General features: G+C 71.4%; 14 protein-coding genes. 10 read left to right on the forward strand and 4 right to left on the reverse strand.

Features of this window, described 5'->3' with window-relative positions; translation table 11 throughout:
• Nucleotides 1–24: 24 nt before the first annotated feature.
• Complete coding sequence (locus tag ACFQWG_RS12655; protein WP_380975852.1) at nt 25–690, forward strand: HdeD family acid-resistance protein; 666 nt, start codon at nt 25–27, stop codon at nt 688–690.
• 24 nt (nt 691–714) lie between these two features.
• Here ACFQWG_RS12655 and ACFQWG_RS12660 read toward each other — a convergent pair whose 3' ends face one another.
• The 3 genes from ACFQWG_RS12660 to ACFQWG_RS12670 form a co-directional block, all read right to left on the reverse strand.
• The gene (locus ACFQWG_RS12660) at nt 715–1,167 is read right to left on the reverse strand and encodes a MarR family winged helix-turn-helix transcriptional regulator (protein WP_380975854.1); all 453 of its coding nucleotides are present in this window, start codon (nt 1,165–1,167) and stop codon (nt 715–717) included.
• Nucleotides 1,164–1,838 (reverse strand): CE1759 family FMN reductase, encoded by a 675-nt coding sequence (locus tag ACFQWG_RS12665; RefSeq protein WP_380975856.1) that lies wholly within the window; start codon nt 1,836–1,838, stop codon nt 1,164–1,166. The genes ACFQWG_RS12660 and ACFQWG_RS12665 overlap by 4 nt, the downstream gene beginning before the upstream one ends.
• Nucleotides 1,839–1,900: 62 nt before the next feature.
• Nucleotides 1,901–3,352: an LLM class flavin-dependent oxidoreductase gene (locus tag ACFQWG_RS12670; protein WP_380975858.1), complete on the reverse strand. Its 1,452-nt coding sequence runs from the start codon at nt 3,350–3,352 to the stop codon at nt 1,901–1,903.
• A 180-nt stretch (nt 3,353–3,532) separates the two neighbouring features.
• On the opposite strand from ACFQWG_RS12670, the gene ACFQWG_RS12675 reads away from it, so the two are divergent.
• From ACFQWG_RS12675 to ACFQWG_RS12685, 3 genes are all read left to right on the forward strand, one after another.
• The gene (locus tag ACFQWG_RS12675; RefSeq protein WP_380975859.1) at nt 3,533–4,051 is read left to right on the forward strand and encodes a methylated-DNA--[protein]-cysteine S-methyltransferase; all 519 of its coding nucleotides are present in this window, start codon (nt 3,533–3,535) and stop codon (nt 4,049–4,051) included.
• Between the two features lie 184 nt (nt 4,052–4,235).
• Nucleotides 4,236–4,568: a histone-like nucleoid-structuring protein Lsr2 gene (locus tag ACFQWG_RS12680; protein ID WP_380975861.1), complete on the forward strand. Its 333-nt coding sequence runs from the start codon at nt 4,236–4,238 to the stop codon at nt 4,566–4,568.
• A 123-nt stretch (nt 4,569–4,691) separates the two neighbouring features.
• Complete coding sequence (locus ACFQWG_RS12685) at nt 4,692–5,429, forward strand: phosphoglyceromutase (RefSeq protein WP_380975863.1); 738 nt, start codon at nt 4,692–4,694, stop codon at nt 5,427–5,429.
• Between the two features lie 110 nt (nt 5,430–5,539).
• On the opposite strand, the gene phoU is transcribed toward ACFQWG_RS12685, so the two are convergent.
• Nucleotides 5,540–6,211, reverse strand: a complete 672-nt coding sequence (gene phoU, locus ACFQWG_RS12690; protein WP_380975865.1) for a phosphate signaling complex protein PhoU — start codon at nt 6,209–6,211, stop codon at nt 5,540–5,542.
• Between the two features lie 177 nt (nt 6,212–6,388).
• Here phoU and ACFQWG_RS12695 point away from each other — a divergent pair, with 177 nt between their 5' ends.
• The 6 genes from ACFQWG_RS12695 to ispF all read left to right on the forward strand — a co-directional run bounded on the left by ACFQWG_RS12695 (nt 6,389) and on the right by ispF (nt 12,018).
• A complete protein-coding gene (locus ACFQWG_RS12695) occupies nt 6,389–7,600 on the forward strand; it encodes a sensor histidine kinase (protein WP_380975867.1) in 1,212 nt (403 codons plus the stop codon).
• Entirely contained in the window at nt 7,597–8,298 is a 702-nt protein-coding gene (locus ACFQWG_RS12700) for a response regulator (protein WP_380975869.1), read from the forward strand. Before ACFQWG_RS12695 ends, ACFQWG_RS12700 begins: the two co-directional genes overlap by 4 nt.
• A 201-nt stretch (nt 8,299–8,499) precedes the next feature.
• On the forward strand, nt 8,500–9,021 hold the full coding sequence (locus tag ACFQWG_RS12705; protein ID WP_380975871.1) for a CarD family transcriptional regulator: 522 nt from the start codon (nt 8,500–8,502) through the stop codon (nt 9,019–9,021).
• Between the two features lie 11 nt (nt 9,022–9,032).
• On the forward strand, nt 9,033–9,827 hold the full coding sequence (locus tag ACFQWG_RS12710; RefSeq protein WP_380975873.1) for an IspD/TarI family cytidylyltransferase: 795 nt from the start codon (nt 9,033–9,035) through the stop codon (nt 9,825–9,827).
• 91 nt (nt 9,828–9,918) lie between these two features.
• Entirely contained in the window at nt 9,919–11,313 is a 1,395-nt protein-coding gene (locus ACFQWG_RS12715) for an MFS transporter (protein WP_380975875.1), read from the forward strand.
• A gap of 159 nt (nt 11,314–11,472) precedes the next feature.
• A complete protein-coding gene (gene ispF / locus ACFQWG_RS12720) occupies nt 11,473–12,018 on the forward strand; it encodes a 2-C-methyl-D-erythritol 2,4-cyclodiphosphate synthase (protein WP_380975877.1) in 546 nt (181 codons plus the stop codon).
• The last annotated feature ends 18 nt before the right edge of the window (nt 12,019–12,036 follow it).

The raw sequence follows: 12,036 nt of genomic DNA on the forward strand, positions 1-12,036 counted from the left end.
GACATCACCCCTAAGGAGCATCTGATGACTGAGGACACCACCCCGCCGTCCGTCGCCCGCCCGCTGAGCCCCTCAGACGCGCTGCGCCTGGAGGCCCGCGAACTCACGCGCGCCGCCATCGTCCGCATCCGGTGGATGTTCGGCATCGCGGGGATCGCGGCCGCCGTCATCGGCCTCGCCCTGCTGGTGTGGCCGGGAAAGTCCCTGAAGGTCGCGGCCGTCCTGCTGGGCGTCTACTTCATCGTCTCCGCCGTCGTCCGGCTGGCCGTCGCGATCGCCGCCCCCGACATCAGCGCCGGCTGGCGCATCCTCGACGTGTTGTTCTCCGTGCTGTTCCTCATGGGCGGCGTGTTCATGGTGCGCAACTCGGCCGTGGCCGCCGGCACGCTCGCCATCGTCGTCGCGTTCATCGTCGGCGTCGGGTGGATCTCGGAGGGCATCCTGGCCCTCATCGAGTCCGCCCGCTCCGCCTCGCCGGGATGGGCCGTGGCCTTCGGCCTGCTCTCGATCGCGGCCGGTGTCATCGTGGTGGCGGTCCCCGGTTGGTCGGCGGTCGCGCTGGTGATCTTCACCGGCGCCGCGGCGTTGGTCACGGGCGTCGCCGCCCTCGCGCGGGCCTTCACCTTCGGGCGCGACGTCCTGCGCTCCGCCGGCGGCGCCGTCGTCGAGGGCGAGGCGATCGACGGCTGAGCCGAGCGGCCCGTCCCGCCGCCGTCACCGCCGCCGGGCGTCCTCCTCGTCCAGCCGCTGGGCGATCCGTCCGAAGACCCGGCCCAGCGCCTCGGTGTCCCCTGGTTCCAGCGAGTCCAGGACCAGGCGGCGCACGGCGGCGCGGTGCACCTGCGCCGCCGCCTCGAACTCCGCGGCTCCGGCCTCGGTGAGCGTCACGACGCCGCCGCGGGCGTCGGTGTCGCAGGCGGAGCGTTGGACCAGGCCGCGGTCCCGGAGCCGGTGCAGCGTGTGGGTGAGCCTCGACGGGCTGAAGACGACCTCCCGCGACAGCGCCGAGGGCCGTGCTCCGGTCCCACCGGCCCGCGACAGCTGGAGCAGCACGTTGTACTCCGGCAGGCTGATCCCCCGTTCCGACTTGAGCTCGCGCTCGATGCGGTCCGAGAGGCGCCGCGTGGTGGTGAAGTAGGTCTCCCAGGCTTCTCCCCGTGAGCTCATCGCACGCCTCCGCGTGACAGGAGCGTCGCGAAATCGACGAAGTCGGGGTAGTCCTCCCGCGCGTCGGCCGGGGAAGCGGGGGCGGGCGCTGCGTCCCGCGGCGCGGCGGTGTGCCCGCCGACCCGGTCGAGCAGCTCGCCGGCCGCCCGGCGGACGCGCGCCCCCAGCCGCCCCCCATCGCGGCCCGAGGAGTCGGAGGCGTGGGCCCCCCAGTCCTCGGTGGCGGCGAAGACCGCGGTCGGGACGGGGTCGGCGTGCATATAGATGAACAGCGGGCGCATCGCGGTCTCGGTGACCAGCGAGTGGCGGGCTGAGCCTCCGGTGGCGCCGATGAGCACGGGCGTGTCCCGCAGGGCGCCGTCCTCGAGGATGTCCAGGAACGCCTTGAACAGCCCGGAGAACGACGCCTGGTACGTGGGCGTCAACGCCACCACCGCGTCGGCGGCGCGCACCCGCTCGATGGCGGTGCGCAAGCCGCCGGCCGGGAACCCCGTGAGCAGGTTGTCGATGATCTGGTGGGCGAGCGGACGCAGGTCGACCCATGTGACCTGCAGGTCGGCCACCGCGTGGCCGGCCGCGAGGTCGCGCAGGGCGCCCTCGATCGTGTGCCCCAGGCGGGCGGTGGTCGATTCCTCGGACATCCCCGCATTGATGACGGCGATGGTGGTCATGGCGCGTGCTCCTCGACGGTCGGTCGGATGGTGGTCGGATGGGTGCCCCGGGCGGGGCCGGATCAGCGCCGGGCCCTCGGCCCGCCGGCCGGGGCGGCGCCCCCCAGCAGCGCGTCGGCGTGCTCGACGGCGGCCTTGTCGCTGTCCTGCTGGGGGTAGAACGACGCGCCGGTCACCGAGTCCTGGGTCGCCGACGCCACGCGGACGCCGAAGCCGTCGCCGGACCCGAAGGCCTCCTCTGCGGCGTCGGCGAAGGCGGCGTGCGGATCGTCCGCGGTCCCGGCCGCCGGGCGGGGGGCCGCCTCCTCCGCCGGGCCGCGCTCGCCGGCGGTGATGGGGGAGGGCGCCGCGGGGATCGTCCCGGCCCGCTCGGCGCGGACCTCCTGCTGGATTCGAGCGGAGCGGGCGAGTTCGGCGGTGATCTGAGGAACGGTCCCGGCCCCGTCGCGGGCGGCCAGCAGCGACGCGTGGGTGGGCGGGTCGGAGGGCACGCCGGGCGCGCGCATGGCGTCGAACTCCCGGCGCAGCACGGGCGCGATCTCCCCGAGCATGTCGAGCTGCTCGAGGACCGTCTTGAGTGGCAGGCCGGCGTGGTCCATGAGGAAGAGCTGGCGCTGGTAGTCGCCGACGACCTCGCGGAAGCCGAGGGTGCGGTCGACGACCTCCTGCGGGGAGCCGACGGTCAGCGGCGTCTCGCGGGTGAAGTCCTCCATCGAGGGGCCGTGGCCGTAGACGGGGGCATTGTCGAAGTAGGGGCGGAACTCCCGCTTGGCGTCCTGGGAGCTGGGCCGCATGAAGACCTGTCCGCCCAGGCCGACGATCGCCTTCTCGGCGGGACCGTGGCCGTGGTGCTCGTAGCGCTGGCGGTACAGGGCGACCATGCGCTTCGTGTGCCCGGCCGGCCAGAAGATGTTGTTGTGGAAGAAGCCGTCCCCGTAGTAGGCCGCCTGCTCGGCGATCTCGGGGGAGCGGATCGAGCCGTGCCACACGAAGGGCGGGATGCCGTCGAGCGGGCGGGGAACCGAGGTGAAGCCGCGCAGCGGAGTGCGGTGCTGGCCGGCCCAGTTCACGACCTCCTGGTCCCACAGCTGGCGCAGCAGGTCGTAGTTCTCGATGGCCAGGGGGATGCCCTCGCGGATGTCCTTGCCGAACCACGGGTAGACGGGGCCCGTGTTCCCGCGGCCCATCATGAGGTCGACGCGGCCGTCCGACATGTACTGGAGCATCGCGTAGTCCTCGGCGATCTTGACGGGGTCGTTCGTCGTGATCAGCGTCGTGGAGGTGCTGAGCTGCAGGGTCGTGGTCTGCGCGGCGATCCGCGCGAGCGTCGTGGTGGGGGAGGAGGAGAAGAAGGGCGGGTTGTGGTGCTCGCCGATCGCGAAGACGTCCAGGCCGACTTCCTCGGCGTGGCGGGCGATCGTGAGGATGCCGGCGATGCGCTCGGCGTCGTCGGGGGTGCGGCCGGTGGTCGGGTCCGTGGTGAGGTCGGAGACCGAGAAGATTCCTATCTGCATGGGCACAAGTATTTCACTTTTCAACATCCTGTCAAGGTGATCGCTCCGGGGCCCCGGCGTTCTCCCGGAGGAGCGGGCGGCCTCGTCCGGACCGGATCCCGGTGCGCCCCGGGCCGGCGCGTGCCATGCTCGGGGCATGCGCCCGGTCGGGCGCCCCGGACAGGAAGGACCGCGACGACCATGAGCACCGGAACGGCCGGGACCGCCGCGATGCGCTCCCAGACCCTCGACACCCCTGATGGCCCCTTCACCATCGTCGAATCCGCCGACGGCGACGTCATGGCCTCCGGTTGGAGCGCCGATATCCGCGCCGTGTCGGCGCGCGCCGGAATCCCGCCGGAATCCGTCATTGCGGGGGAGTCGCATTCCGCCCCCGCCGTCCGCTCCTTCTACGAGGGCGACGCCAGCGGAATCGCCGCCGTCTCCGTGCGTTCGAAGGGCACGGATTTCCAGGAGAAGGTCTGGGAATACCTGCGCTCCATTCCGGCCGGAGAGGTCAGGACCTATTCGGAGGTCGCTGCCGCATTGGGGCGCCCGCGCGCCTTCCGGGCAGTCGCCCAGGCCTGCGGGCGCAATCCTGCCGGCCTATTCGTCCCGTGTCACCGGGTGGTCGCGGCAGATGACGCTCTAGCGGGATTCGCCTGGGGAATCAACGTCAAGAAGAAGCTTCTGGCGCGTGAGGCCGCTCTCATTCGATGAATCCGGGGCCGCTGACCTGGGCGATTCCGGTGGGATTCGGCAGGGGCGGCCTCGTCAATGGCGGAGTGGCGGCGTCATTCGAATTCGAGTGGGAGAGCGTCGGCGTAGATTGCGCAGAATCGACGCGGATTCGCTATTCTGAATCCGCCCACCCAGTCCGTGATGCTCGAAAGGCGATTGGACCATGAAACAGACCAAGACTGTGCTCATCGATGACATTGATGGGTCCCAGGCTGACCGCACCATCTCATTCTCGTTCAACAAGACCTCCTATGAGATCGATCTCTCCGAGGCCCACGCCAAGGAGATGCTCGAGGACCTGGAGAAGTGGCAGTCCCATGCCCGACAGGTCGGCCGCGGCGGCCGCGTGGCACGCTCCCCGCGCCCGGCGGGCGGCGCACGCAACTCCGAGTCGGCTCTGATCCGCGCGTGGGCGCATGAGAACGGCATCGAGGTCTCCGATCGCGGGCGCATCCCCGCCTCGGTCACCGAGCAGTACCACGAGGCGGTCAAGTGACGGGATCCCGCTGAGCCGCCTCCCCGAGCGGTGGCGGCCTTCCGGCGCCGGACGGGGAGGCGCCCGGCCGCCGGGGCGGAGGGTCCCGTGACAGGCCCGCTCCGGGAATGGGAGAATGTCGGCATGACCTACACATTGGTGCTGCTCCGCCACGGCGAGAGCGAATGGAATGCGAAGAACCTGTTCACAGGCTGGGTCGACGTCCCGCTGTCCGAGAAGGGGCGCGCGGAGGCGGTCCATGGCGGCGAGCTGCTCAAGGAGGCGGGCGTGCTGCCCGACCTGCTGTTCACCTCGCTCCTGCGTCGGGCCATCATGACGGCGAACCTCGCCCTGGACGCCGCCGACCGCCACTGGATCCCCGTGGAGCGCAGCTGGCGGCTCAACGAGCGTCACTACGGCGCCCTGCAGGGCAAGAACAAGAAGGAGATCCGCGACCAGTACGGCGAGGACCAGTTCATGCAGTGGCGCCGTTCCTACGACGTGCCACCGCCCGCCATCGAGCTGGGATCGGAGTTCTCCCAGGACGCCGACGTCCGCTACGCCGGTGAGCCGATCCCGCGCACCGAGTGCCTCAAGGACGTCCTCGGGCGCGCGCTGCCCTACTGGGACGGCACGATCGTCCCGGCGATCAGGACGGGCAGGACGGTGATGGTCGCCGCACACGGCAATTCGCTGCGCGCGATCGTCAAGCATCTCGACGGCATCTCGGACGATGACATCGCGGGCCTGAACATCCCGACGGGCATTCCCCTGGTCTACGAGCTCGACGAGCGGACCCTCGCGCCGGTCAAGAGGGGTGGCACGTACCTGGACCCCGACGCCCAGGCGAAGATCGACGCCGTCGCCAACCAGGGCAGGTGACGCCGCGGCGGACCCGCCGCGTGACATGACGGATGGGTGCGGCCCGGACCTCGAGGTCCGGGCCGCACCCATCCGCCCATCCGGGCGCGCCCGTCACAGGCGCCGGCCGATCACAGGCGCGGGTGGATGCCCTCCTCGTCGGGGGCGTCGGCGCCCTCGACGATGTAGGCGACACGGCGGGCGACGGACACGGCGTGGTCGCCGAAGCGCTCGAGGAACCGGGCCGCCAGGACCAGGTCGATGATCTGGGACCGGGTGAGGTCCAGATCCGGGTCGACGACGAGCTTGCGCACCTGGACCTGGAGGTCGTCGAGGACGTCGTCCTCGTCCTGCAGCCGGGCGGCGATCTCCAGATCCTGGGTGGACACCAGCTCGTCCTGGAGCCTGCCCATCAGGACGGCCTGCTCGCCCATGCGGGTGAGCAGAGGGCCCGCGTCGGGAGCGATGGACTGGGCCGGGTAGGTCGAACGCGCGATGAGGGCGAGGTGCCGGGCGAGGTCGCCCTGGCGCTCCATCGTCTGCGAGAGCCTCAGCGCGGCGAGGATGAGGCGGAGGTCGGAGGCGACGGGCCCTTGGAGGGCCAGCAGCCCGACGCACATCTCGTCGATGGAGCGCGCGGCATCGTCCAGCCGCTCGTCGGCGTCGATCGTCTGCTCGGCGATCGTGAGGTCGCCCTCGCGCAGCGCCTCCACGGCGCGCGAGATCGCGCGATGGACATGATGGCTCATATGCTCCAGCTCAATCCCGAGCTGGGCCAGATCCTGGCGGTACAGTTCACGCATCGAGGGCGCACCTTCCTCGGCCCGGACGGGCCACCAGACGATAAAACCATTCGGGCGCGGCCGCCGCGCGCACGGGCGGTGAACGACGGATGAACGGGGAGTGGCCGTTCGGCTCCCAGACTCCCCCGATCGCGCGGCGGCGGCGTTCCCGGGGCGCGGCCCCAGTAGTCTGTGGGCGTGCCCGACGTGCTCACGCTGATTGTCGTGGCCGCCCTCGGACTGCTGGTCGGGGCGGTCGGAGTGGGGGCGTTCCGCGTCTCCGAGCGCCAGATCGACCGCGAGGGCACCGTGCAGGCCCCCGCCGAGGCGGACGCGGACCGCCTGCCGGCCGAGGTCCTGGCCGTGCTCACCGCGATACCGGAGATCGCGATCGTCGTCGACGCCGACGACACGATCGCCCGGGCGGGCGCCACCGCCTACGCGAAGGGCCTGACGCGGGGCGACGAGCTGGCGCACGAGGCCCTGGTCGACCTCGTCCGCCGCGTGCGGGACGGCGGGATGCCGATCGAGCAGGAGCTCCAGGTGCCCCGGTCCCCGGTGAGGGGAGCGGCGGTGCGGGACTTCGACGTGCGGGCGGCGGCCCTGCCTGGAGGCCGGGTGCTGGTCACCGCGGAGGACCTCACGGTGAGGCGCCGTAGCGAGCAGACGCGCCGCGACTTCACGGCCAACGTCTCCCATGAGCTCAAGACCCCGGTGGGCGCCATCCAGCTGCTGGCCGAGACGATCGCGGACAACCCCGACGATCCCGAGATGATCGCCCATTTCGCGCCGAAGCTGCGTCGCGAGGCCGAGCGCCTGTCGGTGCTCATCCAGGACCTCATCGATCTCTCGCGCTTCCAGGACCCCGAGGCGCTGAGCACCCCCGTGCTGGTGGACATCGACGAGGTCGTCGCCGTGGCCCTGGCCCGCCAGGAGACGGTCGCCCAGTCCTCCGGCATCGAGCTCGCCGGGCCGCGCACGCCCACCGGGGCGCAGGTGTGGGGGAACCGCGACATGCTGGTGACGGCCGTGCGGAACCTCCTGGACAACGCCGTGCGCTACTCGGACCGGGGCACGCGGGTGAGCATCGGGATCTCCGTGGAGGACGACCTGGTGAACATCTCCGTCGTCGACTCGGGCATCGGCATCCCGCCCGCCGACCAGGACCGCATCTTCGAGCGCTTCTACCGGGTGGATCCCGCCCGCTCGCGCAACACCGGCGGAACGGGTCTGGGGCTGTCGATCGTCAAGCACGTCGCCTCGGACCACGGCGGCACGGTCACCGTGTGGTCGCGTCCCGGGCGGGGGTCGACATTCACACTGGTCCTGCCGCAGGCGGGCGAGGGCGACGCCGCGTGGAGCGCGGCGCGGGCCGACGGGGAACGGACCGAGGAGGGTAACCGGACATGACGGCGATCCTGGTGATCGAGGACGAGGACTCCTACCGGGAGCCGCTGGCGTTCAACCTGCGTCGAGACGGCTTCGAGGTGGGGGAGGCGGCCGACGGCGAGCGCGGCCTTGAGCTGGCGCTGGCGGGACGCTACGACCTGGTGCTGCTGGATCTCATGCTCCCGGGGATGTCCGGCACCGAGGTGTGCCGGCGCCTGCGCCAGTCCTCGGAAGTCCCCATCATCATGGTGACCGCCAAGGATGATGTGGTGGACCGCGTCGTGGGCCTGGAACTGGGGGCCGACGACTATGTGAGCAAGCCGTACAGCTACCGTGAGCTCCTGGCCCGCGTGCGCGCGGTCCTGCGCCGCCGCCTTCCCGTCGCGGCGGAGGAGGGCGACGACGAGGCCCTCGTGGTCGGATCCGTCGAGGTGCGCGTCGAGCGCCACGAGGTCCTCGTCGACGGGCAGCCGGTCGCGATGCCCCTGCGGGAGTTCGAGCTGCTGGAGTACCTGGCGCGCAACGCGGACCGCGTGCTCACGCGCGGCCAGCTGATGGACCGCGTGTGGGGAGCGGACTATGTCGGAGACACGAAGACCCTGGACGTCCACGTGAAACGGGTGCGTGCGAAGATCGAGCCCGATCCCGCCCATCCGGTGCGCCTGCTGACCGTGAGGGGCCTGGGCTACAAGCTCGTCTCCGAACCGCCGTCCGTCTGACGGGCGAACCCCGGGAGGCGTTCCCTCCTCGGACGGGGACGCCGACGGCAGGGCCGGCGCGTGCGCCGGCGCCGCCCTCGCGCGAACGGCGCGGTCCGCGCACAGGCGGCAGACCCTACCCCTCGCCGAGGGCGAACGGCCACTCGACGCGCCAGCTGGTAGAATCGGTGCATCGCGTCGAGTCACAGGGAGAACAATTTCATGTCGTTCACCGTTGGACAGACGGTCGTCTATCCCCATCACGGGGCCGCCACGATCGAGGAGATCTCCACTCGGAAGATCCGCGGGGAGGAGAAGACCTACCTCACGCTCCGTGTCACGCAGGGCGATCTCACCATCCAGGTCCCCGCGGAGAACGTCGACCTGGTCGGCGTCCGTGACGTCGTCAACGAGGAGGGCCTCGAGGAGGTCATCTCCGTGCTGCGCGCCCCCTATGTCGAGGAGCCCACCAACTGGTCGCGCCGCTTCAAGGCGAACCAGGAGAAGATCGCGACCGGCGACATCGTCAAGGTGTCCGAGGTGGTGCGCGACCTCACCCGCCGGGACGAGCACAAGAAGCTCTCCACCGGTGAGAAGCGCATGCTCACCAAGGCCCGGCAGATCCTCACCTCCGAGCTGGCGCTCGCCCGCCACATCGACAAGGTCCGCGCCGCCGAGCGCCTGGACTCGATCCTGGCCGATGGCGAGGAGGCCGCCGATCCGGAGGCCGTCGCCTCCCGCTGATCCGGGCGCCCATGAGCGTGCCCGAGCCCGCCCTGGCGGTGGTGACCGCCGCCGGCTCCGGGACCAGGCTGGGATGCGAGGGTCCCAAGGCGCTGGTCCCCGTCGCCGGCGAGCCGATGGTCCGCCGCGCCGTCCGGCTGCTGGCCCTCGCCGGGATCGCGGGAGTCGTCGTGACCGCGCCCGAGGAGTCCCTGGCGGCCTTCCGCGTGGCCGTCGAGGGGATCCGGGACGAGGCGGGCGCGGCCATCCCCGTCGAAGTGACGGCGGGTTCCGCATTCTCGCGGCAGGCCTCCGTCGCCCGCGGGCTGGATGCGCTGCCGGATCTGGCGGCGCGCGCCGGGGCGGCGCTGGACGACGCGACGCCCGTCCTCGTCCACGACGCCGCCCGATGCCTGACGCCGCCCGACCTCGTCCGCCACGTCGTCGCGGTGGTCCGCTCCGGGGCCGGGGCCGTTGTGCCGGGTCTGCCCGTCACCGACACGCTCAAACAGGTCGGGGAGGGGCCCGTGGAAGGACCGCTGCCGGTCGTCGGCACCCCCGACCGCACCCGGCTGCGGGCCGTCCAGACCCCCCAGGGTTTCCGGTGGGGCGTGCTGAGGCGCGCCCACCGCGCCGCCCGGGGCCGCGGCGGATCGGAGTCGACGGCGGCCACGGACGACGCCTCGCTGGTGGAGGCCCTCGGGCTCACCGTCGTCATGGTGCCGGGGGACCTGATGGCGCTCAAGGTGACGACACGCTCCGACCTGCTGTTGGCCGGGCTGCTGGCGAGCGCCGACGACGAGGGGTCGGGCCTCGGGGGGAAGTGAACCCAGACGGTCACCTCCACGTGGTAGTTTGCGCACGACGGGCCCGGGATCTGGATTCCCGGCCCGCGCCGCGCACAGGAAGCGACTCACGATGACTCACCCCGTTCCGACCGCCCCGGCCGCCTCCGCGGCGTCCGCCGACGATCCGAAACCCCGAATCCTCACCCCGCGGATCCTCGGCTGGGCGTTCTGGGACTGGGGGTCGGCCGCCTTCAACGCGGTCGCCACGACATTCGTGTTCTCGGTGTATCTCACCAGCGACGGCATGTTCACCGACAAAGCCACCGCCACCGAGCACCTGTCCACCGGCCTGACCGTCGCCGGCGTCCTCATCGCCCTCCTGGCCCCCGTCACCGGACAGCGCGCGGACCGTCGCGGCAAGGGCGGGGTGTGGCTGGGATGGTTCACGGCGGCGGTCGTCGTCTGCCTGGGGCTCATGTTCTTCGTCGCCCCCGACAGCCCGCTGGGCCAGGAGGGCGCGCTCTGGCTGGGGATCGGGCTGCTGGGCCTCGGCAACGTCTTCTTCGAGTTCGCCTCCGTCAACTACAACGCGATGCTCAACCACATCTCGACGAAGCGGACGATGGGGAGGATCTCCGGACTGGGATGGGGGCTGGGATACGTCGGCGGCATCGTCCTGCTGCTCATCCTGTTCGTCGGGTTCATCAACCCGGAGGTCGGCTGGTTCGGCGTGACCGCGCAGAACGGCCTCAACGTCCGGGTATCGATGCTGGTGGCGGCCCTGTGGTTCGGCGTGTCCGCGCTGCCGGTGATCCTCAACCCGCCCCGGCCCGCCCACCCCGGCCACGACACCGGGCGCGAGTCCCTCATCGACTCCTACCGGAAGCTCTGGGGCACGGTCGTCTCGTTGTTCCGCGAGGCGCCGCACACCCTGTCCTTCCTCATCGCCTCCGCGATCTACCGCGACGGGCTGGCCGGGGTGTTCACTTTCGGGGCGATCATCGCCGCCTCGGTGTTCGGGTTCTCGTCCTCGGAGGTCATCGTCTTCGCGATCGCCGCGAACGTCGTGGCGGGGCTCGCCACCATCGCCTTCGGCGCGCTCGACGACAGGGTGGGGCCGAAACGGGTCATCATGATCTCTCTGGTGTGCATGGTCGCCTCGGGGCTGGGGGTCTTCGCCCTGAGCGGGCGGGGGCCAGTGGTGTTCTGGATCCTCGGCCTGATCCTGTGCGTGTTCGTCGGTCCCGCCCAGTCGGCCTCCCGGTCCTTCCTGGGACGCGTCATCCCGGAGGGCCGCGAGGGGGAGGTCTTCGGCCTGTACGCGACCACCGGCCGGGCCGTGTCCTTCCTGTCGCCCCTGCTCTACGGTGTGTTCATCCGCATCGGCCGGGCGTTCGGCCCGGAGGGCGGCGATCCCACTGCCTGGGGGATCCTCGGGATCATCGTGATCCTGGCCGCCGGGCTGGCACTGCTGGCTCCCATCAGGACGGAGCGGGCGCATCTGGATATCTACCGCGAGGGTTGATCCGGTCCCTTGGCCAGGGTCGTGGAGAGCGTCGGGCTGCGCCGAGGACGAGGCTCGATGCGATCCGGAGGCTTCTCAAGGCCGTTTCCGGCACCGAACCTCGTGCCGGGCGCCTGAGCGGGCGTGAACCATGCGCTCGGCGCCGGGTAGCCTGGCGCCATGGCCATCCCTTTCCGCGTCGGTCAGGCCCTTGACGTCCACGCCTTCGTGTCTTCCCCGAGGGGAGACGGCTCATCCGAGCAGGAGACGCCCTCGTCGCCCCCGATGATGCTGGCCTGCCTGGAGTGGCCGGGTGAGCCGGCGTTGGTCGGGCATTCGGATGGCGACGTCGCCGCGCATGCGTTGTGTGATGCGCTGTTGGGGGCGGCGGGGTTGGGCGATATGGGGACGAACTTCGGGACGGATCGGCCTGAGTGGGCGGGGGCGTCTGGTGAGGTGTTCCTTGGCGAGGTTGTTGCCCGTCTGATGTGTGCCGGTTGGGTGCCGGTCAATGCGACGGTGCAGGTGATCGGGAACCGGCCGCGGATGGCCCAACGCCTGGAAGAGGCCTCGGCCCGGATGAGCGGGATCGTCGGCGCGGCGGTGAACGTGTCGGCGACGACGACGGACGGCCTGGGGTTCACCGGGCGCGGCGAGGGGCTGGCCGCGCAGGCGACCGTCCTCATCGCGCGCGTCCCGGACGGCCCCGGGACGCCGCGGCCGTGACGGACCGGGCGGGGCCGC

Origin of the sequence: Schaalia naturae, from assembly GCF_042665795.1 — a bacterium.
GTDB lineage: Bacteria > Actinomycetota > Actinomycetes > Actinomycetales > Actinomycetaceae > Pauljensenia > Pauljensenia naturae.